Origin of the sequence: Nocardia miyunensis NBRC 108239 (assembly GCF_001613065.1) — a bacterium.
Classification (GTDB): Bacteria; Actinomycetota; Actinomycetes; order Mycobacteriales; family Mycobacteriaceae; genus Nocardia; species Nocardia miyunensis.
On record NZ_BDBQ01000028.1, the window covers coordinates 33,070 to 56,738 of the forward strand.

Genomic DNA, 23,669 nt, shown 5'->3' on the forward strand with positions numbered 1-23,669 from the left:
TCATCGCCCGGGTGCTACGTTCTATTCGTTCCGACGGACGGTCGCGGACCGGTTGCGCACGGGGAGGATTCGGCTGTGGACAAGCTGCAGTGCGACTGGTGCGGTGTGCAGACGCCGCCCGGCACGGGGCATAGCTGCCCCAGTTGCGGTGCGCCGCTGGACGAGGCGAACAAGGTCAGCGATTCGGGTTGGCGCGAAGCGCCGCGCCTGCGGGACATGACCGAGTTCCGGTTCGGCAGCAGCGCCTGTCAGGTCGAGGGTGAGCTGGTCCCGGTGGCCGAGATCGCGCTCGGGCCGGGCGATCAGGTCTACTACGAGCATCACGTGATGCTGTGGAAGGACGAGTCCGTCCCGATCTTCGCGCTCAATACCGGCGGCGGGATGAAACGTTCGCTGGCCGGTATGCCGCATGTGATCACCGTGTCCCAGGGGCCGGGGCGGATCGCGTTCTCCAGGGATTCGCCGGGCGAGCTGGTGGTGCTGCCGATGCATCCGGGGATGGAGCTCGACGTGCGCGAGCACGCCTTCCTGCTCGCCTCGGGCAGCATCAATTATTCGTTCGTGCGGATCAAGGGTCTGGCCAATATCCTGCACGGCGGCAACGGAATGTACATGGACCGCTTCATCACCCAGGGCTATCCGGGCCTGCTGATGTTGCACGGATACGGCAACGTGTTCGAGCGGAATCTGCGTCCGGGGGAGAAGATCCTGGTCGAGCCGGGCGGATTCCTCTACAAGGATGCGTCCGTGCAGATGCAGGCGGTGCCGCAGAACATCAAGGTCAGCTTGTTCGGCCGGATGTATCTGGCCGAGATGACCGGACCCGGCCGGGTCGGCATCCAGTCGATGTACGTCCACCACCGGTCCGGATAGGCCCGAGATGAACGCCTACACCTGTCTGTTCTGCCGTCAGCCGAGCGATCCGAACGCGAGTACCTGCCCGAATTGCGGTGCGCCGGTGGATATCCGGGCCGCGGTGAGCGCGTCGGGCTGGACCAAACAGCCCGCGATCCGCGATATGACCCGCATCCAGTTCGGCCAATCTCGTTGTCAGATCGAGGGAACGCTGGTGCCAGCCGCGGATTTCGCTCTGGCGCAGGGTGATTGGATCTTCTTCTCGCATCACAACCTGCTCTGGGTCGATCCGGCCGCGCAGCTGGAGCGGATGAGCCTCAAGGGTGCGTGGCGGCGGATGATGGGCGGACTGCCGCTGATCATGATGACCGGCCGCGGGCCCGGACAGATCGCGCTGTCCGGAACGCACGCGGGGGATATCGTGGCGCTGCCGCTGGCGCACGATCAGCAGATCTGGGTGCGCGAGCACCGATTCCTGGTGGCCAGCGGCAACGTCTCCTACGACTGGTCCAACAACAACGTCTGGTTCGTCACCGGCAGCGGCGACGATCGCAAGACGCACTACCCGCTGGGGATGTTCGGCGATATCTTCAGCGCGCAGGCCGGTCCCGGTCTGCTGCTGCTGCACGCGCCGGGCAATACCTTCATCCGGGATCTCGCGCCCGGACAGAGCCTGCTGGTCAAGCCGTCCGCGCTGCTGTATCGGGATCTGTCGGTGACCGCGCATCTGCATCTGGAATATCCGCACACCCGAGGGCTCGGCTGGTGGCGCAGCTTCAGTTATCGGAGCATCTGGTTGCGCCTGGTCGGGCCGGGACGTGTTGCGGTGCAATCGGTTTACGTTCCCGAGGAGGAGTCCGAGGCGATCCGCTCGCATTCGCAGGCGACCGTGCGGCGTTGGTGAGCGCGTCGGGCCTTTCGTCCCGGAGATAACGTCGCGCCCGTCCGGCTTCCGCCGGACGGGCGCGGGGCATGTTGAGCCCGATCGCTTTTCGAACCGATCAGCAGTTGGGCAGGGTGGTCCCGATCAGACCGCCCAGCATGCAGCCGAACTTCCCCGCGAGCAGTGTCTGCAGCAGACCGGTCGTCCCCGTCCCGTCGGAGGATCCGCTCCCGGCGATCGAAGCCGGCATCGTCTGCGCACCCGCGGTGGTCGCGGCGACGGTGCTGCCGCCCGCCACGAGTGCGAGCGCTACAGCGGTGCTGGCGAAAACACGTTTCATATCGTATTTGTCCCTTTTTACCCGGTCGGCCGGACGGCCGACGACACCCGAGTATAGAAATCACCCGCTGGTGGGGACAGTTCCTTTTCCGAGCCTTGCGCCACATCACATTCCGCGTCGAGCATCCGGCGGGCGCGCGGTATCAGCAGCCCGCGATTGATCAGGAACCACGCGGCGATCAACATCACGAACGGCAGCTGGGAGGCGAGTCCGGATTGCGCGATCTGCCCGGATGAGAAGCTGTAGATCACGACGATCCGCAGGACGGCGTCGGCCAGCAGAACCAGGCCCAGTGAGCCGTTGACCGTCCGGTAGATCGTGCGGAATCGCTTCGAACTCGCCCAGAGCCGGTCGTATGCCGCGGCTCGCAATGGATCGCCTTTCGCCGCAACGGGTTTGAGCACCACCCGCATCATCGGCCGGTCGGTCCAGGTCGAGGCCAGCACGATCAGTCCGGCGACGGCGAGGTAGAACGACCCGCGGGCCAGCACGAATCGGGCGTCGCCGCTGATCGAGGTGAGTACGACGCTCGTGACGACCTCGGCCAGCACGATGATCGCGAAGGTGTCGATCGGCGGTCGCGGCGTGCCGTGCGCTGTCTTGCGCAGCCGGGTGCGCGCCAGATCGGCCAGGACGATCACGGCCCCCGCGATCGCGCCCGCGACCATCGATATCCGGTCCCCACAACCCGCCAGATGACAGCCGAAGACGGCGATCAGCGGGACGATCGCGGTGAGCAGCGCCAATCGCCAGCGGAATTCGCCGGTTTCGATTCGGCCGCTGATCGCCTTGGCGCCCAACAGAATTCCGCCGACGGTCAGTCGCAGCGAGGCGGACAGGCCGGTCGGTGTGAGAGCCAGGTAGATCAGTGTCGGCAGCAGCATGTCCGCGGCGAGATTCGCGATGCCGGTCAATACCCGGATCGCCTTGGTGCGCTTGTCGGGTTCGGCCATGGGTTCTGTCCCCCTGCAAAGTGGTTCAATTGGCAAGTATCTTAGTTGCCAAGATAGTTAGAGGCTAAGATATGATCGGGCCATGACGCAAGGGCCGGACGAGCAGACGCTGCTGGGCCGCGATTTCGCGGCGGCGATGGTGAATTTTCATGAGGCGACCGGAAAACTGCTGGGGCTCAGTGCGTCCGAGCGCAAATGTATGGATACGCTGTCGGTCCTCGGGCCGGTCAGCGCCGGAGTCATCGCCGAACGCACCGGCCTGACCACCGGGGCGGTCACCGGACTGGTCGATCGTCTGGAGAAGGCCGGGTACGCGTGCCGCACGCGCGATCCGGGGGATCGGCGCAAGGTCTTGGTCGAGCTGATTCCGAACAGTCGCGTCGATGCGTTGCTCGCCGCGGTGTTCGTGCCCTTCGGGCAGGACATGGTCGGGCTGACCGATCGCTACAGCCCGCAGGAATGGGCGGCCATCGCGGACTGGGTCGAGCGAGTCACGGAGATTCTCCGGAGCAATACCCGCCGGATCGGCGAGCCCGGTTTCGCGGACACGATCGAGGGTTGAAACGCCTGTGGAAGTGACGGGTTCGCATCGACCAGCGGCATAGTTCGCAATCTGGACGAACTGGGCGCGACCTCGCGGTGAACGTCGGGTGTGATGCTCGTCTCGTTCACCGGACTGGCATCGGGACGACACTCGGCCGATGCCTCGGGGCTGATTCGGGGTGGCTTCATCGGATCATGGCGATAAAGGCTGTGTCAGACCCCGCCCTGTTCTCCACCGAGTCGGCACCCGCCGCGGTTTCGTCCGCGCCGGTGCGCGGTGCGGCCGCGGGGGACGGCCGCCCACAATACTCGCTGGTGGTGTCCTCCGACGCCGAGCACCGCATCGCCGCACAGCGGTTGCGCTATCAGGTCTTCGCCGGGGAGCCCGGATTTCGCATTCCCGAGCGGGCCGACGGCCTGGACGCGGACTCGTTCGACGAGCAGTGCGACCACCTGCTCGTGCGCGACGAGCTGACCGACCAGTTCGTCGGCTGCTACCGGATGCTGCCGCCGGACAAGGTCGCCGCGGCCGGCGGCTACTACACCGCCACCGAATTCGACCTCAGCGCAATGGATCCCGAAGGTCAGCGCATCGTGGAGATGGGCCGGGCGTGCGTGGTGCCCGACCACCGCAACGGCTCGGTGGTGACGCTCATGTGGGCGGGCATCCTGCACTACATCCAGCTCACCGGATACGACTGGGTGATGGGCTGCGCGTCGGTGCCCATGCAGGACGCGCCCGGCGATCCGGTCGGGGTCAATGTGCGCGGCGTGCGAGACATGGTGCTGGCCAAGCACGGTGGAGACCCGGCACGCTGGGCGCGCCCGCTGAACCCGGTCGTCGTCGACGGCCGCACCCTGGACGAGCTGGAACCGCCCGCGCGGCCGAAACTTCCGCCGCTGCTGCGCGGATATCTGCGCCTGGGCGCGGACATCTGCGGCCAGCCCGCGCACGACCCCGATTTCGCCGTCGCGGACTTCGTCGTCCTGCTCGGCCTGGACACCATCAACCGCCGGTACCTGGAGCGGTTACAGTCGGCGGCCTCGCTCATGGATGGACGGTGAATTCCGATGCCCGCGTTCGTATCTCCGGGATCAGCAGCGTTATCGTGCCCGCCCGCCGCGGCCGTGCACTCCTGGATGCCGTCGAGCCCGTGTGACCCCAGTTGCGTCGAGACGGTCGCCGCGGCCGGGTCGCTGCGGGTCGCCGGTCGGGTGATGGGCGTATTCGGCCTGTTGCTCTCCTTCCCGATGGTCAACCTGGCCACCCCGCGCAGCCGCCGCGGCGCACTGCAGCGCCGGTACGCCAAGGCCGCATTGCGTTGCTGCGGAATCGGATTGCGGATCGTCGACCAGCGTGCTGCGAGTTCAGGCTCGAGCGAGCCGTTCGATTCCGGGGCAGACCATCCCGCCGTCGCCGACGCTATCGACGTGAACGCCGACAACAAGGTTCGAGACTCAGGGGGCCGCGAACACTGCCGGAGCGAGGCGGAGGCCGAAGACACAGCACTGCTGACCGTGGCGGGGCATGTCGGCTGGACCGATGTGCTGGCGCTGGCGGCGGTGCAGCCGATGGGGTTCGTGGCGCGGGCGGATCTGATCGAGTGGCCGCTGCTGGGCGGTCTCGCACGGCTGATGCGGGTGATCCCGATCGAGCGGGAGCGGTTGCGCGCACTGCCGGAGGTGATCGGAGCCGTCGCCGAGCGGTTGTCCGCGGGCGAGCGCGTCGGGATGTTCCCCGAGGGCACCACCTGGTGCGGCCGCGCCCACGGCCGCATGCGCCCGGCCCTGTTCCAGGCCGCGGTGGACACCGGCACCGCCGTTCAGCCGATCCGCGTGCGGTATCTCGATCGCACCGGCGAGCTGTCCACCGTGCCCGGTTTCGTCGGCGTGGACACCTTCCTGGACTCGGTCGGCCGCGTCCTGCACTCCCGCGGCGTCGTCGCCGAACTCACCCTGCTGCCCGCCGAATCCCCCGGCGACGACCGCCACGACCTGGCCCACCGCTGCGAACGCGCCATCCGCGGCGACGAAAAACCCCCGGCCATCGACGCCCGCGCCACCGCCCTGGGCACCGGCCCGACCCGAAAGATCGTCTCGGACAGCGATATCCACCACCCGGCCGCCGTCTCCTGAGAGATCGGGAGAGAGCCTTCGGTGATCCGTGTGACAGATCATGATGCTCATGCGGTTCGCGGTTGTCGGGCTTGGTCGCCCGGAGCCGCGCCGCCGGGTCGGTGCGGAGCGGTGGGTGAACGCCTGCCACGTGCTCGTGCACGCGACGCCGACGGGATATCCGCACGGCCCCTTCGGCAATTACGTGGCGTGCGGCTGGCTCGGTCCCGGGGGGCTGCGTTCCGCGGGCAGACCGTCACCACGGATCTGTCGGGCGTATAGCCGGGATCATGCCCGACAACCGACCGATTCAGGGCTCTTTCGCGGAGTGGTGTCCGTACGTGCCGTGGTCAGCGGTTCAGTGTTGCGGGGCGCCATGATTCGCTCCATGCCTGCCAGAGATTCCAGGACCGGGAGCCGGGTGAGGGTGTTTCGAATCTTGATGCTCGCCCGCGTTCTGGGGATCAGCAGGCGCAGGTTCGGGCCGATCTGCTGTCTGCGGCCCACCGACGGCCGCTGCGCGCGCTCGTACCGCGCGAACGCCTGCTCGTGATCGCCGTCGGCGGCGGCGAGTTCGTCGGCGAGCCGGTAGGCGGCGGTCAGTGCGAGTTCGGCGCCGCCGCCGGATACCGGTGAGGCGCAGTGGGCGGCGTCGCCGACCAGTACCACTCGGCCGTTCGCCCAGGTCGGCATGCGGACCTGGGTGAGCGCGTCGAAGTACATGTCGTCGTCGGCGAGCACGGATTCGAGCAGCCGCGCGACCTGCCACGCCGGGTCGCGCCCGAACTGCTCGGTGAGCGCGCGTCGCGCGGCCGCCGGGTCGCGTGGATCGAATTCCCTTCTCGGACTGCGGAATGCGAGGTACGCCTTGGCCTGCGGGTGGGCGCCTGATCGGTAGATCCCGGCCATCGAGCCCGGAGTGTTGTACACGGTGACCCAGCGGTCCGGGCCGAGCGCGGGATCGGCGTCGCCGAAGGCGAAGTAGTGTTCCAGGTGGTGCACGAAGCGCTCCTCCGGGCCGAACGCCATGCGCCGTACCGTCGAATGCAGCCCATCTGCGCCGACCACCAGGTCGAAGCGCCGCCGCCCGCCGCGCTCGAATTCGACGGTGACCCCGTCGGCGTCCTGCTCCAGAGTCGAGATCGACTCGCCGAAAAGGTATTCCACTGTGTCGCCGTTGCTGTCGTGCAGCAGCCGGACCAGGTCGCCGCGCATGATCTCGACCTCGTCGCTGCCGTTGCGCTCCTTGATCTTCTGGATGTTCACCTCCCCGAGGCCGCGGCCGTCGGCGTCGACGAATCGCATGCCGAGCACATCGGCGGCGGCCGACCGCACCTGTGGCATCAGCCCCATCCGCTCGACGACCTCGATGGCCCGCTCCCGCACGTCGACACCCTGCCCGCCGAGCCGCAGGCTCGCCGCGCGCTCGACGATCGTGGGCTGGAAACCTTGTCGCGCAAGCCAATACGCGAGCGTCTGGCCGGCGATACCGGCGCCGGAGATGAGTATCCGTGAATTTCTCATAACCACATCCCGTCTCAAAAATATTGACCTATGGTCAGTCGCCTCACGATAGGTCGCTGACCGATGGTCAGTCAAGGCGTAGGATCGGACCTCGTGACCGACGATTCCCGCGCGCGCATCCTGGCGGTGGCGCTCGAGTTGTTCGCCGAGCGCGGCCATCACGCCGTCGCCGTCCGGGAGATCGCCGACCGTGTCGGTTTGACGAAAACTGCTGTGCTCTATCACTTTCCGAGCAAGAGTGATATCGTCGCCGCGCTGGTCGAGCCGCTGCTGGCCGAGAGCGAGGCGGTGGTGGCGTCCGCGTCCGGCCTCGATGATCCGCAGGACCGGGCCTGGGCCGTGGTGACGGGTCTGCTGGACGTGTGGCTGTCCCACCGCACGTTGTTGCGGATCCAGATGCAGGATCAGTCACTGGCCGCCGACGAGCGGACCTTCGTGCGCCTGCGGGATTTCGCGTTGTCGGTGCAGGAGTCGGTCGCCGGACCGGAGGCCGACGTCACCGCCCGGGTCCGGGCGGCGCAGGTCTACGCGATGCTCAGCGATCCGGTGGTCATCTTCGCCGATCAGCCCGCCGATCAGCTGCGCGCGGCGATCCTGGACGGCGTCGCCCGCCTGCTCGGCCGGTCCGGACCGGCGCCGGCGGCGACGCGCGCGGCGGTCGCGCCCGCCCCGGCGCGACCCGCGCGGCGGGGCCGCCCTGGCGTAATGTCCGCCGAGATGATCGAATCCGCACGTCGAATGCGCGACGCCGGTGCGGGTTCGGTCGACGAGATCGCGGCCCGGCTCGGGGTCTCCCGGGCCACGCTCTATCGGCACCTGGCCTAGTCTCGATACTGCACTATTTATGAGACAGAAAGGTGGACAGATCCTATGGCTCCGACCTTCGACGACGTCTATCGCGAGAAGTATCTGCTGCTGACCACCTTCACCAAGGACGGCAAGCCCAAGCCGACTCCGGTCTGGGGTGTGCCCGAGGGTGACAAGCTGCTGATCATCACCGACGACGGATCCTGGAAGACCAAGCGGATCAAGAACACTCCGCGAGTCACCATCCAGAAGTGCGGAGTGCTGGGCAAGGTGAAAGGGGAGCCGGTCGAGGCGGTGGCGCGCATGCTGCCCAAGTCCGAGACGCGGCGAGTGTTCGACAAGATCATCAAGCGGTACTGGAACCATGCCTTCTACTTCGTCCCGCAGGCGATCCTGCGGGGCGGCATCGACAAGGTGCACGCCGCCATCGAAGTTCAGGCGGTTCGATCTCCCGAGGCCTAGGACCGCCACCGCTACGGACGTGACGTTGCGGTATCGACGTCGGTTTTTCGACTGTTGGTCCTCGAGTCCCGCCGCCAGGCGCCGGCCGAGCGACCCTCCCGCCTGGCGAAGGTGCGGTTCAGGGCCTGACCCGTGCGGTACCCGACCTGACCGGCGATCTCCTGCAAGCTCATCTCGGTATCGCGCAGGAGTGTTTTGGCGCGGAACAGCCGCCAGGTCGTGAGGTAGCCGAGCGGTGTGTCGCCTGTTCTGTTCCGGAACGACGCGGCGAACGCCGAGCGGGACATCCCCGCGACGCGGGCGAGTTCATCGATCGTCCACGGGTGGGCCAGGTCGCCGTGCATGGCGTCGATCGCCGGGGCCAGCAGCGGATCCCGCAGCGCCGCCAGCCATCCGACCGACCCGGCCGGGCCGATGGAACAGGCACGCAGGGCCTGGACGAACAGGACGTCGGACAGTCGCGCGTTGATGAAGCCGGAACCCGGGGCGCCCTCGGCGGTCTCCTGCGCGATGAGGTCGAACGTGGCGCGCAACTGGCGGCCCACCCGCTCGTTCACGTCGATCCGGAACAGCGGAGGCAGCATTGCGAACAGCGCGTCGCCGGCCACCGCGTCGAAGGTGAAGCGGCTGGAGAGGATCTCGGTCGAATCGCCGGAGTCGGCGCATCCGGTCGGACTCTCGAAGTCGTCGCAGTCGACGAGTGCGCGACCGGGACGGTCCTGGAGTTCGAAGGTCACTCCGGCACGCACGAGAAAGCAGTCGTTCGTCCGGAGATGCAGCGGTTCGGCCAAGCCGGTGCCGGTGAGCCAGCACGACCCTCGTGCGACGAGCAGGAGGCGGGCGACGTGACGCGACGGGAAGGCGATCCCCCATGGTGCGCGGGGGACCATCCTCTTGAACCGCGATTCTTCGATGTTCATCGTCAGCAGCAGGTCATCGACAGCATGCACGACGGTTCTCCTGGACGATCGGGTACGAATCTCGAACTCCACGCTACTGCGCGTCCAGGTCGCCGCCGTGAGAATCGAAGCCATGACGCTTCGATCGGTAAGACCTCGTCGGTACTCGGCAGACGAACGCACGACGCCCTGGACGAGCGTGCGGTTGCGGGACCTGACCCTCGCCAACCGCGTGTGGCTCTCGCCGATGTGCCAGTACTCCGCCGACGAGCACGGCGCTCCCACCGACTGGCACCTGGCCCACTACGGGGCCAGAGCTGCCGGGGGCGTCGGGATGGTGATGGTCGAGTGCACCGCTGTCGCGCCGGACATGCGTACCACCGTCGGCGACCTGGGCCTGTGGAGTGAGCGACAGGTCGAGGCGCACCGCCGGCTGGCCGATGTCATCCGCTCGGTCGGTTCGGTGCCGGCGGTCCAGCTGGGTATAGCGGGACGGAAGAGCTCACACGGAGTCCCGTGGGACAACACGGGAACACGCCACCCCGTCTCGCCCGCCGACGGCGGGTGGCAGCCGATAGCGCCGTCACCGCTGCCCTTTTCGGGCCTCGCGAAGCCCCGCACGATGACCGCGGAAGACATCGACCGAGTCCTCGGAGACGTCGAACGCTCCGCCCGAAACGCCCACCGCGCCGGCTACGAGATCCTCGGGTTGCAAGGGGCGAACGGCTACCTGTTCCATCAGTTCTTCTCGCCGCTGGCCAACGAGCGCACCGACGCGTGGGGAGGCGACCTCGAGGGGCGGCTGCGGTTTCCGCTCGCCGTGGTCGCCGCCATGCGAGCCGGGTGGCCGGAGAACAAGCCCCTCGTGATCCGGACGCCGGTCACCGATCTGCTCGACGCGGGCGCGACGGTGGACGACGCCGAGGAACTCGTCGCCGGCATGGCCGAGCGCGGCGTGGACCTGGTCGACATCAACTCCGGCGCCCTCGTCCCCGAAGCGCCTCGCCCGTCACAGCCGCTGGAGAACACTCGATTCGCAGCACGGCTCCGGAGGCTCGGCGTGCTCACCGCGACCTCCGGCTCGGTCACCGACGCACGTCAACTCCATGAGGCCATTCCGGACTCGGTGGACGCACTGTTCATCGGCCGGGCCATGCTCCGCGACCCTTACTGGGCACTGCGCGCTCGCGGTGGTCGGCCCACCGACACCTGGCCCAAGCAGTACCACCGGGCATTCTGAACGGGTTGGCGAGGAATCCGATACGTGCCGCGAGGGACGGGACGGCTCGCGGGCTCTCATCGACTCGGTGAGTGCCCGGATGGCTCGTGGACGATCAGCATCATGACCCGTTGCCGACTCGCCGATTACCGATCCGGCCGGACACTCGGTGCTCGCTCAACCGGCGATGTACGACAATCGCACCTGCCGGACGGGGTTGTCGATGTTGAGGTCGACCATGGCGACCGATTGCCAAGTGCCCAGCGCCATTTCGCCGTGCAGGACCGGGATGCTCGCATAGGGGGCGATCAGTGCGGGCATGACGTGTGAGCGGCCGTGGCCACGGGAGCCGTGGGCGTGGCGCCAGCGGTCGTCGGCGGGGAGCAGGTCCCCGAGAGCGGCGAGGAGATCGTCGTCGCTGCCCGCGCCGAGTTCGATCAGGGCGATGCCTGCGGTGGCATGCGGGACGAAGACGTGCAGTAGGCCGTCGCCGCCCGCCGCCGCCTCGCGCAGGAACGCTGAACAGCGCGGTGTGAGGTCGTGGACGACTTCGCCGCGTCCGGTCTGCACTTCGATCACCATGCTCTGCATACCCACATCGTCCTCCTGCCTGTGCCGAGCCGGGCGTCGGCCGTCGCTGGTATGCGGCCCCGACTGCTACATGTCGTGCTCCCAGCTGCCGCGGGTGTCGACGTCCGCGGCATCCGCCAGCGCCTCCAGGTCCGCGATCTCCTCGTCGGCGAGCTCGATGCCGTGAGCTCGGACCAATCCGTCGATGTGATCCGCCTTCGTGACTCCGATGATCGGGGTGGTCCCCTTGGCGATGGCCCAGGCGGTGGCGACGTCGGCGGCGGACGCGCCTCGGTCCTCGCCGATCGCCCCCATCCTGTCCGTCAGCGCCTGCAGCTGGGGCAGGATGCCGTTGTACACGGTCGCCCGGCTGCTGCCCTCCGGCAACGGATGGGCCGGGCTGTACCTGCCGGTCAGCGCCCCTTGCTCGAGAACCATGTAGGAAAAGAACCGCACGTCGTGCTCGCGGCAGTGCTCGAGGATGCCCGCGCGCTCAGAGCTCCGGTACAGGAGGCTGTAGTGGTTCTGGACCGCCTCCACACGGAAGCCGGCCTCGCCGAGGATCCGATCGGCGAGAGCGATCTCCTTAATGTTGTGGTTCGAGACACCGACATGCTTGATCCTGCCGCTCCGCAGCAGCGGTATCAGAAGCGGCGTCCACCGGGCCACGTCGGCAGGGTTGTGGATCCAGTACAGATCCACATAGTCCGTGCCCATTCGGTCGAGGCTCTGATCCAGCATGTCCGCGACCGGATCATCGCCGTCGCCCGCGACCTGCGGGGTGAACTTCGTCGACAGCTGGTACTCGCTGCGGGCGTAGCCCTTCAGCGCCCGAGCCAGGATCGCCTCCGACCGGCCCATGCCGTACACCATCGCGGTGTCCCACAGGGTGAACCCGTTCGATTGCGCCTTCTCGACGACCTCTCGCAGACCGGACTCGGTCAGCCGGCTGCCGAAATAGCCGTCGCCCACCTCGCCGCTGTCTCCCCAGGCCCACGTGCCCAGCGCCACCGCTGGCGCTGTCAGCGTCTTGCTGGTCATGTCGCCTACCTCCAGTCTCATATCTCATCGGATCCTGTCGGAACGTTCGATCCCCAGGAGATCATGATTGCCGTCATCGGAGAAGGTCGTGTTCATAGGGGGTATGACCTCAACCCCCCTCGCGCCGTGACCAGCGGCTACCGTGAATGGAATGGACCAGCAGCCCGGAAATCGCGGCGAAATCCGGCACTTCCTTGTCAGCCGGCGCGCCAAGATCACCCCGGCGCAGGCAGGACTGCCGACCAACGCCCGTCGCCGGGTCGCCGGGCTGCGGCGTGCGGAGGTCGCCGTCCTCGCCGGCGTGAGCACGGAGTGGTACACGCGGCTGGAGAAGGGGCACATCGGCGGCGTGTCCGAGGACGTCCTCGACGCGGTCGCTCGCGCCCTGCGACTGGACGACGACGAACGCACCTACCTGTTCGACCTGGCCCGGTCATCGCGGCCCGCGAGTCGCACGCCGTCGCGTCGCAGGGACGTCGAGGTCCCGCCCCAGGTCCAGTGGCTGCTCGACTCGATGACGATGTCCTCGGCGTTCGTACGCAACGGCCGCACGGACGTCGTCGCCGGCAACCCCCTGGCCCGAGCCCTGCTCGCGCCGATGTTCGACAGCGCCACCATCGACCAGCACGGCCGCCCCAACATCGCCCGCTACGTCTTCCTCGACCCCGGCGCACATGACTTCTTCGTCGACTGGGACGCCGCCGGCAATGCCACCGCCGCCCTGCTGCGCGCCGAGGCCGGGCGCGAGCCCCGCGACCGGGCACTGCGCGAACTCATCGGCGAGCTGTCCGCCCTCAGCCCCGAGTTCCGTGAACTATGGGCCGCGCACGACGTCCTGATCCGCCACGACGGCATCAAACGGCTCCAGCACCCCGACGTCGGCCACCTGGAACTGACCTTCCAGGACCTCGACCTACCTCTGTCCGGCCGAGTCGTGCACAACCTGATCACATACACCGCCGAACCCGGCACCGCATCCGAAGAACGGCTCGAGCTCCTCGCCAGCTGGGCAGCTACGCAATCTCGGGCGGCAGAGCCCACCCGCCACTCTCCTGCACCCGGATCGCTCTGATCCGCCGCGGTTCGCCCGGCCGGGAATCCCGGGTACGAACCGACCTGCCGCCCGGAATCGGTGCGCACCAGCACTTTCCGCCTGACCTGCCACAACAGGCACCACGGCAGCTGGGCGAGGGCATCATGCAACACGTGTTTGTGGTCCGCGGCGGTGTTGGAACCAGCATCACCACGCTGATCTCGCCCGTGACGGCAAGCGGCACCGACCACGGCGTGCTTTTCGATGCGCCGTGACGGCAACGCCGTCGCGCTCGACGTCACCGGCGGCACCCTGCGCCTGGACGACCGAACGGTGACGATCGTCGCGGGCGACGGTTCGCCGGTCGCCGCACTGCCGCTCCACCTGAGCGTGGGCGACCGGACCATCGATCTCGATGCCCACGTCGACCGGACCCATCTGGTAACGCATGTCTCCACCCGGGACATCGGCTACTGGGAGCTCACCTCACCGCGCCAGCGCAGAGTATCAGCGCGGGGATTGCGCCCGGCGCCCTCGGCGGCATCGCCACCGGGATCTTCGTCGCCGTCGTGCTCGGCGTCCTGTCCGGCGGAGTGCTCATTCCCATCGCGTTCCCGATCGGTCTCGCCGCGGTCGCCGTCGGCGTGATCGGCGGAATGATCATCGGCGGCGTATCCGGCGCCTCGGTCCCCAACTCGGATGTCCCCGACCAGTGGGAATACCACTACATCGGCGAGTACGAGTACTGCTACTGATTCGTATCCCGCCTGAATGACGAGCCGTCCCGGAAGTCACACCGGGATGGCTCTTTCCCTGGATGCGCTTTGTGCCGCGACAGTATCGTCGGCTCCAGGCAACGTGCGCTCGTGCTGGGCGGGACCGGCGTGAAAGTCGACGTCACCAGCTACACGGGCAGGGGAGCGGTCCGCATGACTGCCGGATGTCTGTACCCATCCGGTGGACGGCCAGCGGGCAGGCGCGTTTCCCACGAAAAGGTGGTGCACGGCGGGCTCCGGGAATACCGGAGGGCGGTCACCGGGTTGGGGAACGTGGGCAAAATCGTAGAAACCGAAGGGATCCCCCCAAGATGCGCAGGTCAACGGTCGGTTAGGCTTACACGGTCATGAAGTCGGTCTTCCCGGGTGCGGTCGGTGCGGTGCCCCAGACGGTCTACCTCGACCACGCGGCCACAACACCTATGTTTCCCGCCGCTGTCGAGGCGATGACGGCTGTCCTGGGTACGGCGGGCAATGCGTCCTCGCTGCACGGGTCCGGCCGCGTGGCGCGGCGGTTGCTGGAGGAGGCGCGCGAATCGATCGCCGCCGATCTCGGGGCGCGGCCTTCGGAGGTGATCTTCACCTCGGGCGGTACCGAGAGCGACAATCTCGCCGTCAAGGGGATCTACTGGGCGCGCCGTGACGCCGACCCGAAGCGCACCAGAATTCTGGTCAGCGCGGTGGAGCATCACGCGGTGCTGGACGCGGTCGAATGGCTCGAACAGCACGAGGGCGCGCGGGTGAGTCTGCTCGAGGTCGACGGCGACGGGCTGGTCTCGCCCCGCGCGCTGCGCGAGGTGCTGACCAAGCATGCCGGTGAGATCGCGTTGGTCTCGATCATGTGGGCAAACAACGAGGTCGGCACGATCGAGCCGATTGCCGAATTGGCCGCCGTGGCACAGGAATTCGACGTTCCGCTGCACACCGACGCGGTGCAGGCCGCCGCCCAGCTGCCCATCGATTTCGCCGGAAGCGGCGCCGCCGCGGCGAGTTTCGCCGCGCACAAGGTCGGCGGGCCGCACGGTGTCGGCGTGCTGTTGCTGGGTCGTCAGGTGGGATCCGTGCCGCTGCTGCACGGCGGCGGGCACGAGCGCGATCTGCGTTCGGGGACCTCGGATGTGCCCGGCGCCGTCGGCATGGCCGCGGCGCTGCGTGAGACCGTGGGGGGATTGCCCTCGCGCACAGCCGAATTGACCCGTCTGCGGGACGATCTGATCGCCGGTGTGCGGTCGGCGGTTCCCGACGTGGTGGTCAACGGCCCCGCCGAGCTGCGCCTACCGGGCATCGCGCACTTCACCTTTCCCGGCTGCGAGGGTGATTCGCTGCTGATGCTGCTGGATGCGGCGGGTATCGAATGTTCCACCGGATCGGCCTGCAATGCGGGGGTGGCCGCACCCAGTCACGTCCTGCTGGCGATGGGTGCGCAGGCGCGTGAGGCGCGGGGTTCGCTGCGATTCTCGTTGGGGCACACCTCGACCCGGGCCGATATCGACAGAGTTCTGGAGGTGCTGCCGCCCGTGGTGGACCGTGCCCGGGCGGCGGGACTGGCGAGTGTGAAGGGAGGTTCGCGATGAGAGTGCTCGCGGCGATGAGCGGCGGCGTCGATTCGGCGGTTGCGGCCGCACGCGCGGTGGATGCCGGTCACGAGGTGGTCGGTGTGCATCTGGCGCTGTCCGCGACGCCCGGGACGCTGCGCACCGGATCGCGGGGCTGCTGCTCCAAGGAGGACGCCGGTGATGCCCGCAGGGCCGCCGATGTGCTCGGAATCCCTTTCTACGTCTGGGATTTCGCCGATCGCTTCAAGGAGGACGTGATCGACGACTTCGTCGCCGCCTATGCGGCGGGCGAGACGCCGAATCCGTGCCTGCGGTGCAACGAGAAGATCAAGTTCTCCGCCCTGGCCGATCGCGCGGTGGCGCTGGGGTTCGATGCGGTGGCCACCGGTCACTATGCCCGGCTCGAGGACGGCGTGCTGCGTCGCGCGGTGGATGCGGACAAGGATCAGTCCTATGTGCTCGCCGTGCTGACCGCCGAGCAGCTCTCACGTGCGATGTTCCCGGTCGGCGACACTCCGAAGCCGCGGATCCGCGCCGAGGCCGCCGAACGCGGTCTGGCCGTGGCGAACAAGCCCGATTCGCACGACATCTGCTTCATCCCGTCCGGTGACACCCGGGCCTTCCTGGGTGCGAAGATCGGCATCCGGCCGGGTGCGATCGTCGACTCCGACGGACACAAGCTCGCCGAGCACGAGGGCGTGCACGGCTTCACCATCGGCCAGCGCAAGGGCCTGGGCCTGCCCGGTCCGGCCGCGGACGGCCGTCCCCGCTACGTCACCGATATCGATCCCGAATCCGGGACCGTGCGCGTCGGCGGCGCGGACGAGCTGAACGTGTGGACCGTGCGGGCCGATCGCGCGATCTGGACCTCCGGTGAACACCCCGACGGCCCGATCGAGTGCATCGCGCAGGTGCGCGCGCACGGCGGCACCGCGTCCGCGATCGCCGAGGCGGTCGGCGACGGTCTCGTGGCCCGGCTGCGGGAGCCACTGACCGGCGTCGCCCGAGGTCAGGCTGTCGTGCTGTACCGTCCGGACGCCCTCGGCGACGAGGTGATCGGCAGTGGCACCATCACCGGTGCGGACCACGAGCGGGCCGCGGCCGATCTGGTGTCGGACACCGGTCGGTGAGTATTTCGCGACCGCTGCCGAATGGCGTCGCGCCGTGCGCGCTGCTTCGATCGAAAAGCCCTTGTACGTGGGTATTTCGGGATCACGGAGGTGCGCGATGAGTGCTGCGTGGACCGGACGACCGGCGGTATCCCGGGGGCACGGTGATTCGGCGTCGATCGAAATTGCGCGATCAGGTCAGCTGTCGGTGATGAGTGTTCCGGGGATACGTCGAGTCGGCATCGCCGGGGGGTATCGGATGAGGGCGGAGCGTAACGATCGGATGCTGCGTTTCGAGCATGTCCTGGATGTTGACGCCTCGATGATCGGGGTGAGCGGTGAGTGCTGAGTGGGCCGAACAGTTCGTGCGCGTGAGTGTTTCAGGGCTGCGGTCTTTCGATATCGATCGAGGGTTGTCCGGTGGGTACTGAGCAGACCGAGCAGTTGTTGCGTGGCGGTATCGCGTCGGCGGTCGGGTCGTGGCCCGGAACCGATCCTCGGGAGGCCGCCGCGACGATCGTCGGTGAGTTGGGGGATCTGACGCATCTGGTCGAATTGCCCGGGCGCGGAACGGGTTCGGACATGATCGGGCGGGCGTCGGCGCTGCTGGTCGATATGCCGTTCGATGCGACCACGCGGGGGTATCGGCTCGCGGCGCGGCCGGGTGCGGTTTCCCGGCGCGCTCGTGATCTGCTGCGGACCGATCTCGATGCGCTCGAAGAGGCTTGGGAGAGTACGGGTTCGGCGGGGACTGGGCGGACGGTCAAGGTGCAGGCGGCCGGACCGCTGACGCTGGCGGCGCAGCTGGAACTGGGCAGTGGGCATCGGGTGCTCACCGATTCCGGTGCGGTGCGCGATCTTTCCGAATCTCTCGCTGAGGGAATCACCCGGCACGCGGCGGAGGTTGCCGCGCGACTCGGCGCGAAAGTCGTTGTGCAACTGGATGAACCGTCCTTGACCGCGGTGCTGGAGGGATCGTTGCCGGGTACCAGCCTGCTGGACTCCGTGCGCGCGGTCCCAGCTCCCGAGGCGCTGTCCATCCTGGACACGGTGATCAGCGGCGTGCCCGCTCCGGTCCTGGTGCACACCTGCGCGAACCACCCCCCGCTCGAATTCCTGCGCGGAAGTGCCGCCGCCGCAATCGGTTTCGATCTTGCCACGATCGGCACCGCCGACCTGGACGATATCGGCGAACTCCTCGAATCCGGAAAACAGTTGGCACTCGGCCTGATTCCGGTCCAGTCGCCGCCCGCCCCGCTCACCTGGCGCGAGCTGGCCGAACCGGCGGTCCGCCTGGTCGACCGACTCGGGGTAGGCCGCCGCACCCTCACCGACCGCATTCTGGTCACCCCCGCCTGCGGCCTGGCGAACACCCCTGCGACCTGGGCCCGCCGCACCCTGTCCCTGGCCACCGAGATCGCCCGGGCCTTCGCCGAGGATCCCGAGTCACTGACCTTCGGCTGAGCCGTTGTGTCTGTGTTCGGCCGCGTCACCAGCCGATCGCCCCGCAGCGGACCGGGATCGGCCCAGCTGCGGCGTCGCTGTCTGTCCTGCCGGGCGCATGGATCCAGATTTTGTTCGATCCTCGGCTGAGATCGGTCCCGTCTGTCGGTCGAGGAGGCTCGTCTTACGTTCGGCTCGCCTGATCGTCAGGGTGCGGTGCCGATGATCCGAGCGCGGCCTGATTCGCTGGGAATGCTGTGTTCGGCGAGGCCACGCCGTTGCCGGGAGCCTGCGCTCGCCGACACCCCGTCACTGTGCGGCTTCGCGATGGCTCCTGCTCGACGAGAACCGCGCCCCGATGGTCAAGAGCCGAGCGGCGGGCGGGCTCCCGGATGCCCGATCCGCCAGTGCTGTGGTTTGCCGGGCGGATAGCTGACCGGGATCTCGTCGCCGGGGCTGGGCCACTGGTTGACGTCCCAGGCGTAGCGGCCGTAGACCGTCTCCCCGGGGACGGACGGACCGGCGAGGGTGCCGGTGATCGTCACGAACTGCTCACCCTGCGCGGCCGGACGGGGGCTGACGCCCGTGACGTACAACGTCCCGAATTCGGCGTGTGCCGAGGGAGAACCGCTACGTCCGCGCAGGTACAACGCCACCGTGGTCACCAGCGCGCCGACGATCACCACGATGAACACGATCTGCAGCAGCATGGTCACCATGCTAGGCGGTGTGCGCGGTGGGACGAGGCGCGCCGCGGGCCGGACGACGTGTGGAGCCACGAGGCCGACTCGAGGGGCGCGGGCCCGCCTGCGGATCGCACGATGGCGGACCACAGGCGTGCGCCGAGGTGAATCGATGGGCGGCGTCGAGCGTCAGGCCGCGGCCGATGCGCTCAGTGGGCGGTCAGCTCACTGGTGCCCTTCGGTGTGCGGCGCAGCTGCCAGACGGTGGTGCGGCGGGACGAGCGGCCGTTGCCCCGGTCGACCAGGGTTCGGTTGCTGGTCGTGTAGATCAGTTGCGCGCCACGGGAATTGGTCTCCGGATTCTGGAACAGGTGGATGAGCCGGTCTGCGGTGTCGCCGGACAGGTTGGTGTCGATATCGTCCACGGCCAGGACGCGACCGGTGTCCAGTGCGTCCAGGACGGTGGGTAGCAGGCGCAGCAGGGCCAGGGTCGCGGTGGATTCGTCGGCGATGTCGAACGGCGTGTCGATGCCCTCGTGCACCAGACCCAGGCCCGCGCCGCGGCGGGTCATCATCCGGGTGTACAGCGTGTCGCGGGCCGCGCGCAGATTGCTCACCTCGCGTTCCAGGGCCGTCGGGGAGAGCCCGTGCGTGTTCTCGAATCGCACCGCGTGCGTGGGGGAGGCCAGGCAGGCGTCGAGTTCACTTGCCGCACCGGCGATTTCGGCATCCAGGTCGCGCAGGTAGTCCGCGTACATCGGGTCGGGCTCGGCGATGAGCAGATCCTCGATGCCCAGTTCGGCCGAGCGCAGCAGCATCAGCAGCCGGGCGGCGATCTCCGGTGAGCGGGAGAGGTGACCGGCGAGGCGGCGGGCGGTGGTCTCCGCGTCCTCCCGGCCGCGCAGCACGTCCAGTTGGGCGGAGAACCAGTGGTAGGCCGGTACCAGCGCCTCGGCGTACATCTGCCCGGCCAGGCTGAGCAGCAACGCGTTCGGGCGCACCAGCGGCACCAGCGCGCCGATGCCGTAGCGCACCGCTTCGAACTGCGGGCCGATGCGGATCTGCTCGCCGTCCCGTTCGAAGACGACGCGTTTGCGGTTGTGCGGGTGGCTGTGCAGCCATTCGGCGCGGACATCGGCGTTGTCCAGGCGGAAACCGTAGGTGTAGGAGATGCCCTCGGCGATGAACGTCGCGGCGAATTCCGAAGGGTGATCGGCGAATCCGAGGTGCGGGGCGCGCACCGGACCGGCGTACGGATCCCAGCCGGTGACCGAGTTCAGCACCGCCTCGCGCATCTGGCCCAGCGCGTCCACCAGGCTCGACTTGCCCGAGGCGGCTGGGCCGTGCACCGCGGTCACCGGCGCGGGCAGCGATGCGGCCCGAGTGCCGACCAGCCGTAGTTCCTGCGGTTCGGCCAGCGATCTGTGATTGGTCACCTGAAAGTTGCGCAGCACGGGTGTGATCCTGCCGCCCGCTGTCGGAGGCCGTGACACCGGGCCGGTATTGACAGGCAACCAATCGGCTGCCTATTGTCGGAATGTGCAGCCTTTTGGTTGCATGTGGAGGATGGTGATGTGGACGAGGTGTTCAAGGCCCTGGCCGATCCGAGCCGGCGCCGATTGCTCGACAGTTTGAACGCGGACAACGGTCAGACCCTGCGCGAGCTGTGCGCCGGGCTGGCGATGACCAGGCAGGCCGTCAGCAAACATCTCGCGGTGCTCGAGGCGGCGAATCTGGTCAGCACCCGTCGCCGGGGCCGCGAGAAGTTGCACTATCTGAACGCCGAGCCCATCAACGCCATCGCCGATCGCTGGATCAACCGCTACGACCGCGGGCGAGTGCACCTGCTCGCCGACCTCAAATCCACATTGGAGAGCGTGACCATGACCGATTCGAACGAATTCGTCTACACCACTTACATCAGGACCACCGATCGTCAGCTGTGGCAGGCGCTGACCGATCCGGCCTTCACCAGCCGCTACTGGGGTGCGACCTTCGACACCGACTGGCAGCCCGGCTCGCCGATGACCTGGGCCCAGGGCGGCTGGACCGGCAAGGACCCCGAACAGGTCGTCCTCGAGGCGCGGCCGTATCGCGTGCTGTCCTATACCTGGCACACCGTCGATCAGGCATTCGCGGACGAATTCGGTTTCAGTGCAGAGGATTTCGAGAAACTGTCCGGTGAACCGCGCTCCCGGGTGCGTTTCGAGATCGAGCCGCTCGGCGGTCAGGTGAAGCTGACCGTGGTGCACAATGGATTCGGGCCGGGAAGCGCGATGCTCGCGGGCATCACCGAGGGCTGGGCCGCGATCCTGGCGAACCTCAAGACCCTGCTGGAGACCGGTGAGGTACTGCCCGAACCGCCGCAGCCCGAGGAGGCTTAGGGCCGCCGAACGATAGGGTTGGAGCCGCGTGGACGACGAGACCTTCCTGAACACGACCGCCGACACGCTCTACGAGCTGCCGGGCGTCACGGCGGTGGCGCTGGGCGGATCGCGGGCGCAGGGCACCGCCCGCCCCGACAGCGACTGGGATCTGGCGATCTACTATCGCGGCAGGTTCACCCCGGCGGACCTGGCCGCCGTCGGCTGGCCCGGACAGGTCTCCGAGCTGGGAGAATGGGGTGGCGGCGTCTTCAACGGCGGCGCATGGCTGACCATCGACGACCGCCGCGTCGATGTGCACTACCGCGACCTGGACGTGGTGGACGCGCAACTACGCGCGGCCGAGGCGGGCCGATTCCGGATCGAGCCGTTGGCCTTCCACCTCGCGGGCATCCCCACCTACCTGGTCGTAGCCGAGCTGGCGATCAATCACGTTCTGCGCGGCACACTCCCGCACCCCGCCTACCCGGAAGCCCTGCGCCGCAAGGCCCCGCACGTCTGGACAGCCCACGCCGACCTGACCCTCGACTACGCCGCCGCCAACCACGCCCGCTACGGCCGCCTGACCCCCTGCGCCGGCCAGATCGCCACAGCCGCCTCCTGTTTCGCCCACGCCATCCTCGCCGCCCGCGGCGAATGGATCACCAACGAGAAAACCCTGCTGACCCGCGCAGGCCTCACCGCAACAGACGAGATAATCGAATCCCTGACCCCCGCTCCGCAAGTCCTACACGCCGCAATCGAGAACGTCCGCAAACTCTGCAGATCCGAACTCGAAAACATCTGCGGTGCTGAGGGATTCTGAGGCATCGAAGGATGAGGTGAGGTCGATGTCTCGATCGCATTCTCGTGGGTGGCGTCGATCACCCGCAGCGTCACCAACGCGGTACGTCGATGACCTCGAATCGCATTGATCTGCCTGCCCCTGGTCGCGCTGGGTGAACGGCTCGTGGCCCACTTCGCGTCGTGAGCGAACGCGGAATATCCACCGGCGCAGGTGGTTTCGGGTCAGGGGAGCATGCCGTAGGCGCGGGTGGGGGTGATTCGGGCGATGACGCGGCGGTCGGCGATCATGGCTCGGCGGTAGTCGTCCCAGTCGGGGTGTTCGCCGGACAGGGCGCGGTAGTAGTCGATGAGTTCGTGGACGGTCGGGTCGTCGGGGGTCGCGGCGATGGGAGTGAGTTCGACGTCGCCCTCGATGACCGAGTAGGCCCAGAAGTCCTCGCGGGTGATGTGCAGGGCGGCCCAGGGCTCGCGGCGCAGGTTGATGTATTTGGCCCGGTCCGCGGTGATCGAGATGCGGATCAGGCCGTCGTCGGCGACCCAATGCGTGACGTTGGACAGCTGCGGGCGGCCGTTGCGTCGGATCGTCGTGAGCACCGAGCGGGTGTGCGCGCGGGCGAAATCCAGGGCGGTGGCGAGTTCCATACGGTCTCCAACCCGTGTGGCGGGGGCGCTGTTCCCACCGGGCGGTCGGCGCCTTGGCGGTGGGAGCGGATACCGCTGGTCGGATATCCGGCCCCGCCCGCGAATCAGGGCTTCCGCGCGACGGCCGCGTAGCCGGGGACCTGGGCGTCCCTCGATTTCGGCGGTTCGATGGGAGCTCGCCAGCGGTGGATGGGAACCACTCCGGGATCGAGTAGTTCGAGGCCGTCGAAGAATTGGGTGATCTCACTCCTGGTCCGCGGCTGGCAATGCATTCCGCGCTCCCGGTACACCTTTGCGGTTGCGGTGACTCCCGCCGGATCGAAGTCCGCGGTCAGATGCGTCATGACCAGGTGCGATCCGGGGGCGAGCGCGGCTGTCAGGGTGGCGATGATGTCGTATGCGCCGGGCACGAAATTCATCAACGCGATCACCGACAACCCGATCGGCTGGGTGAAATCCAGGGTGGCGCGCGCGGCGTCGAGGATCTCCTGCGGGCGGGTGGCGTCGGCCTGGATGTAGTTGGTGCGCCCCTCGGGGGTTCCCTTCATCAGGGCGCGCGCGTGGGCCAGCACGAGCGGGTCGTTGTCCACGTAGACGACCCGCGCGGCGGGCGCCTGTTCCTGCGCGATCTGATGCAGGTTGGGTTCGGTGGGGATCCCGGTTCCGATATCGAGGAATTGCCGCACACCGGCGTCGCCGGCCAGATACCGCGTCGCGCGATGCATGAAACCCCGATTCGCCTGGGCGGCGATACGGACGTCGGGCAGCGCCTCGAGCACCTTCTCGGCGGCCTCGGCATCGACCTGGTAGTGATCCTTTCCACCCAGGTAGTAGTCGTACATCCGGGCGATGTGTGGTTCGTTCGGGTTCACTTCGGGCGTCGATGCCATGATGTCAAGATACAAGACTGCCAACAGTTTTCGAATCGGAACAACGGCCGGAGCAGGTCGATCGCCGGTCAGCTCGCGCCACGTCCGACATGCCCCTTTTCCTCGGGATCGATGCAGGTCGCGCCGATTGTGTCGGTGGGTTCGACTAATGTTCGA

At 67.9% G+C, this 23,669-nt stretch carries 26 protein-coding genes; 16 read left to right on the forward strand and 10 right to left on the reverse strand.

What is annotated here, in order from left to right; translation table 11 throughout:
* The first annotated feature begins 75 nt into the window (after positions 1–75).
* Both NM2_RS11300 and NM2_RS11305 read left to right on the forward strand, forming a co-directional pair.
* Positions 76–873 (forward strand): AIM24 family protein, encoded by a 798-nt coding sequence (locus tag NM2_RS11300; RefSeq protein WP_084530764.1) that lies wholly within the window; start codon positions 76–78, stop codon positions 871–873.
* A 7-nt stretch (positions 874–880) separates the two neighbouring features.
* On the forward strand, positions 881–1,759 hold the full coding sequence (locus NM2_RS11305) for an AIM24 family protein (protein ID WP_067667391.1): 879 nt from the start codon (positions 881–883) through the stop codon (positions 1,757–1,759).
* A gap of 97 nt (positions 1,760–1,856) precedes the next feature.
* Here the strand turns inward: NM2_RS11305 and NM2_RS11310 are convergent, their stop codons facing one another.
* Positions 1,857–2,078 (reverse strand): hypothetical protein, encoded by a 222-nt coding sequence (locus NM2_RS11310; RefSeq protein WP_067667393.1) that lies wholly within the window; start codon positions 2,076–2,078, stop codon positions 1,857–1,859.
* 17 nt (positions 2,079–2,095) lie between these two features.
* Entirely contained in the window at positions 2,096–3,031 is a 936-nt protein-coding gene (locus NM2_RS11315; RefSeq protein WP_067667395.1) for a VC0807 family protein, read from the reverse strand.
* Between the two features lie 82 nt (positions 3,032–3,113).
* On the opposite strand from NM2_RS11315, the gene NM2_RS11320 reads away from it, so the two are divergent.
* The 3 genes from NM2_RS11320 to NM2_RS47380 all read left to right on the forward strand — a co-directional run bounded on the left by NM2_RS11320 (position 3,114) and on the right by NM2_RS47380 (position 5,710).
* Positions 3,114–3,593 carry a MarR family winged helix-turn-helix transcriptional regulator gene (locus tag NM2_RS11320; RefSeq protein ID WP_067667397.1) on the forward strand — a complete coding sequence of 160 codons (480 nt, stop codon included), beginning with the start codon at positions 3,114–3,116 and terminating at the stop codon, positions 3,591–3,593.
* Positions 3,594–3,844: 251 nt separating this feature from the next.
* Positions 3,845–4,639: a GNAT family N-acetyltransferase gene (locus NM2_RS11325; protein ID WP_245717964.1), complete on the forward strand. Its 795-nt coding sequence runs from the start codon at positions 3,845–3,847 to the stop codon at positions 4,637–4,639.
* 6 nt (positions 4,640–4,645) lie between these two features.
* Positions 4,646–5,710, forward strand: a complete 1,065-nt coding sequence (locus NM2_RS47380; RefSeq protein ID WP_245717957.1) for a lysophospholipid acyltransferase family protein — start codon at positions 4,646–4,648, stop codon at positions 5,708–5,710.
* A 267-nt stretch (positions 5,711–5,977) separates the two neighbouring features.
* Here NM2_RS47380 and NM2_RS11335 read toward each other — a convergent pair whose 3' ends face one another.
* Positions 5,978–7,213: an FAD-dependent monooxygenase gene (locus NM2_RS11335; RefSeq protein ID WP_067667401.1), complete on the reverse strand. Its 1,236-nt coding sequence runs from the start codon at positions 7,211–7,213 to the stop codon at positions 5,978–5,980.
* A 93-nt stretch (positions 7,214–7,306) separates the two neighbouring features.
* On the opposite strand from NM2_RS11335, the gene NM2_RS11340 reads away from it, so the two are divergent.
* Together NM2_RS11340 and NM2_RS11345 are read left to right on the forward strand one after the other, a co-directional pair.
* Positions 7,307–8,038, forward strand: coding sequence for a TetR family transcriptional regulator (locus NM2_RS11340; RefSeq protein ID WP_067667403.1), 732 nt, complete (start codon positions 7,307–7,309; stop codon positions 8,036–8,038).
* A gap of 45 nt (positions 8,039–8,083) precedes the next feature.
* Positions 8,084–8,482, forward strand: a complete 399-nt coding sequence (locus tag NM2_RS11345; RefSeq protein WP_067667405.1) for a PPOX class F420-dependent oxidoreductase — start codon at positions 8,084–8,086, stop codon at positions 8,480–8,482.
* An 11-nt stretch (positions 8,483–8,493) separates the two neighbouring features.
* On the opposite strand, the gene NM2_RS11350 is transcribed toward NM2_RS11345, so the two are convergent.
* Complete coding sequence (locus NM2_RS11350; protein ID WP_169816158.1) at positions 8,494–9,432, reverse strand: AraC family transcriptional regulator; 939 nt, start codon at positions 9,430–9,432, stop codon at positions 8,494–8,496.
* 82 nt (positions 9,433–9,514) lie between these two features.
* On the opposite strand from NM2_RS11350, the gene NM2_RS11355 reads away from it, so the two are divergent.
* Positions 9,515–10,621, forward strand: a complete 1,107-nt coding sequence (locus tag NM2_RS11355) for an oxidoreductase (protein WP_218025894.1) — start codon at positions 9,515–9,517, stop codon at positions 10,619–10,621.
* A 156-nt stretch (positions 10,622–10,777) separates the two neighbouring features.
* Here the strand turns inward: NM2_RS11355 and NM2_RS11360 are convergent, their stop codons facing one another.
* Together NM2_RS11360 and NM2_RS11365 are read right to left on the reverse strand one after the other, a co-directional pair.
* Positions 10,778–11,191 (reverse strand): YjbQ family protein, encoded by a 414-nt coding sequence (locus NM2_RS11360; protein ID WP_067667410.1) that lies wholly within the window; start codon positions 11,189–11,191, stop codon positions 10,778–10,780.
* A gap of 66 nt (positions 11,192–11,257) precedes the next feature.
* Entirely contained in the window at positions 11,258–12,232 is a 975-nt protein-coding gene (locus NM2_RS11365; RefSeq protein WP_245717958.1) for an aldo/keto reductase, read from the reverse strand.
* 130 nt (positions 12,233–12,362) lie between these two features.
* On the opposite strand from NM2_RS11365, the gene NM2_RS11370 reads away from it, so the two are divergent.
* The 6 genes from NM2_RS11370 (at position 12,363) to NM2_RS11395 (ending at position 18,149) form a co-directional block, all read left to right on the forward strand.
* Complete coding sequence (locus NM2_RS11370; protein WP_067667412.1) at positions 12,363–13,283, forward strand: helix-turn-helix transcriptional regulator; 921 nt, start codon at positions 12,363–12,365, stop codon at positions 13,281–13,283.
* Between the two features lie 225 nt (positions 13,284–13,508).
* Positions 13,509–13,892, forward strand: coding sequence for a DUF8020 domain-containing protein (locus NM2_RS53630; protein ID WP_501193635.1), 384 nt, complete (start codon positions 13,509–13,511; stop codon positions 13,890–13,892).
* Positions 13,814–13,999 (forward strand): hypothetical protein, encoded by a 186-nt coding sequence (locus NM2_RS11380; protein ID WP_067667416.1) that lies wholly within the window; start codon positions 13,814–13,816, stop codon positions 13,997–13,999. Before NM2_RS53630 ends, NM2_RS11380 begins: the two co-directional genes overlap by 79 nt.
* Positions 14,000–14,367: 368 nt before the next feature.
* Entirely contained in the window at positions 14,368–15,594 is a 1,227-nt protein-coding gene (locus NM2_RS11385; RefSeq protein WP_067667418.1) for a cysteine desulfurase family protein, read from the forward strand.
* Positions 15,591–16,706 carry a tRNA 2-thiouridine(34) synthase MnmA gene (mnmA, locus tag NM2_RS11390; protein ID WP_067667420.1) on the forward strand — a complete coding sequence of 372 codons (1,116 nt, stop codon included), beginning with the start codon at positions 15,591–15,593 and terminating at the stop codon, positions 16,704–16,706. The genes NM2_RS11385 and mnmA overlap by 4 nt, the downstream gene beginning before the upstream one ends.
* A 399-nt stretch (positions 16,707–17,105) precedes the next feature.
* On the forward strand, positions 17,106–18,149 hold the full coding sequence (locus tag NM2_RS11395; RefSeq protein ID WP_067667422.1) for a methionine synthase: 1,044 nt from the start codon (positions 17,106–17,108) through the stop codon (positions 18,147–18,149).
* Positions 18,150–18,490: 341 nt separating this feature from the next.
* On the opposite strand, the gene NM2_RS11400 is transcribed toward NM2_RS11395, so the two are convergent.
* Together NM2_RS11400 and NM2_RS11405 are read right to left on the reverse strand one after the other, a co-directional pair.
* Entirely contained in the window at positions 18,491–18,838 is a 348-nt protein-coding gene (locus NM2_RS11400; protein ID WP_174575628.1) for a hypothetical protein, read from the reverse strand.
* A 182-nt stretch (positions 18,839–19,020) separates the two neighbouring features.
* Positions 19,021–20,265 (reverse strand): AAA family ATPase, encoded by a 1,245-nt coding sequence (locus NM2_RS11405; protein WP_067667424.1) that lies wholly within the window; start codon positions 20,263–20,265, stop codon positions 19,021–19,023.
* Positions 20,266–20,385: 120 nt separating this feature from the next.
* Between NM2_RS11405 and NM2_RS11410 the strand changes: the two genes are divergently transcribed.
* Together NM2_RS11410 and NM2_RS11415 are read left to right on the forward strand one after the other, a co-directional pair.
* Positions 20,386–21,195: an ArsR/SmtB family transcription factor gene (locus tag NM2_RS11410; RefSeq protein WP_067667550.1), complete on the forward strand. Its 810-nt coding sequence runs from the start codon at positions 20,386–20,388 to the stop codon at positions 21,193–21,195.
* A gap of 28 nt (positions 21,196–21,223) precedes the next feature.
* The gene (locus tag NM2_RS11415) at positions 21,224–22,000 is read left to right on the forward strand and encodes a nucleotidyltransferase family protein (protein ID WP_067667426.1); all 777 of its coding nucleotides are present in this window, start codon (positions 21,224–21,226) and stop codon (positions 21,998–22,000) included.
* Positions 22,001–22,203: 203 nt separating this feature from the next.
* Here NM2_RS11415 and NM2_RS11420 read toward each other — a convergent pair whose 3' ends face one another.
* Entirely contained in the window at positions 22,204–22,623 is a 420-nt protein-coding gene (locus tag NM2_RS11420; protein WP_067667428.1) for a PPOX class F420-dependent oxidoreductase, read from the reverse strand.
* A 104-nt stretch (positions 22,624–22,727) separates the two neighbouring features.
* Entirely contained in the window at positions 22,728–23,513 is a 786-nt protein-coding gene (locus NM2_RS11425; protein ID WP_067667430.1) for an SAM-dependent methyltransferase, read from the reverse strand.
* Positions 23,514–23,669 lie beyond the last annotated feature (156 nt).

Excerpts from the sequence above, each read along its gene's own strand:
- NM2_RS11305 (WP_067667391.1), top strand. The coding sequence starts at position 881 with ATGAACGCCTACACCTGTCTGTTCTGCCGTCAGCCGAGCGATCCGAAC.
- NM2_RS11310 (WP_067667393.1), bottom strand. The coding sequence starts at position 2,078 with ATGAAACGTGTTTTCGCCAGCACCGCTGTAGCGCTCGCACTCGTGGCG.
- NM2_RS11315 (WP_067667395.1), bottom strand. The coding sequence starts at position 3,031 with ATGGCCGAACCCGACAAGCGCACCAAGGCGATCCGGGTATTGACCGGC.
- NM2_RS11320 (WP_067667397.1), top strand. The coding sequence starts at position 3,114 with ATGACGCAAGGGCCGGACGAGCAGACGCTGCTGGGCCGCGATTTCGCG.
- NM2_RS47380 (WP_245717957.1), top strand. The coding sequence starts at position 4,646 with ATGCCCGCGTTCGTATCTCCGGGATCAGCAGCGTTATCGTGCCCGCCC.
- NM2_RS11335 (WP_067667401.1), bottom strand. The coding sequence starts at position 7,213 with ATGAGAAATTCACGGATACTCATCTCCGGCGCCGGTATCGCCGGCCAG.
- NM2_RS11345 (WP_067667405.1), top strand. The coding sequence starts at position 8,084 with ATGGCTCCGACCTTCGACGACGTCTATCGCGAGAAGTATCTGCTGCTG.
- NM2_RS11355 (WP_218025894.1), top strand. The coding sequence starts at position 9,515 with ATGACGCTTCGATCGGTAAGACCTCGTCGGTACTCGGCAGACGAACGC.
- NM2_RS11360 (WP_067667410.1), bottom strand. The coding sequence starts at position 11,191 with ATGCAGAGCATGGTGATCGAAGTGCAGACCGGACGCGGCGAAGTCGTC.
- NM2_RS11365 (WP_245717958.1), bottom strand. The coding sequence starts at position 12,232 with ATGAGACTGGAGGTAGGCGACATGACCAGCAAGACGCTGACAGCGCCA.
- NM2_RS11370 (WP_067667412.1), top strand. The coding sequence starts at position 12,363 with ATGGACCAGCAGCCCGGAAATCGCGGCGAAATCCGGCACTTCCTTGTC.
- NM2_RS53630 (WP_501193635.1), top strand. The coding sequence starts at position 13,509 with ATGCGCCGTGACGGCAACGCCGTCGCGCTCGACGTCACCGGCGGCACC.
- NM2_RS11385 (WP_067667418.1), top strand. The coding sequence starts at position 14,368 with ATGAAGTCGGTCTTCCCGGGTGCGGTCGGTGCGGTGCCCCAGACGGTC.
- mnmA (WP_067667420.1), top strand. The coding sequence starts at position 15,591 with ATGAGAGTGCTCGCGGCGATGAGCGGCGGCGTCGATTCGGCGGTTGCG.
- NM2_RS11400 (WP_174575628.1), bottom strand. The coding sequence starts at position 18,838 with ATGCTGCTGCAGATCGTGTTCATCGTGGTGATCGTCGGCGCGCTGGTG.
- NM2_RS11420 (WP_067667428.1), bottom strand. The coding sequence starts at position 22,623 with ATGGAACTCGCCACCGCCCTGGATTTCGCCCGCGCGCACACCCGCTCG.
- NM2_RS11425 (WP_067667430.1), bottom strand. The coding sequence starts at position 23,513 with ATGGCATCGACGCCCGAAGTGAACCCGAACGAACCACACATCGCCCGG.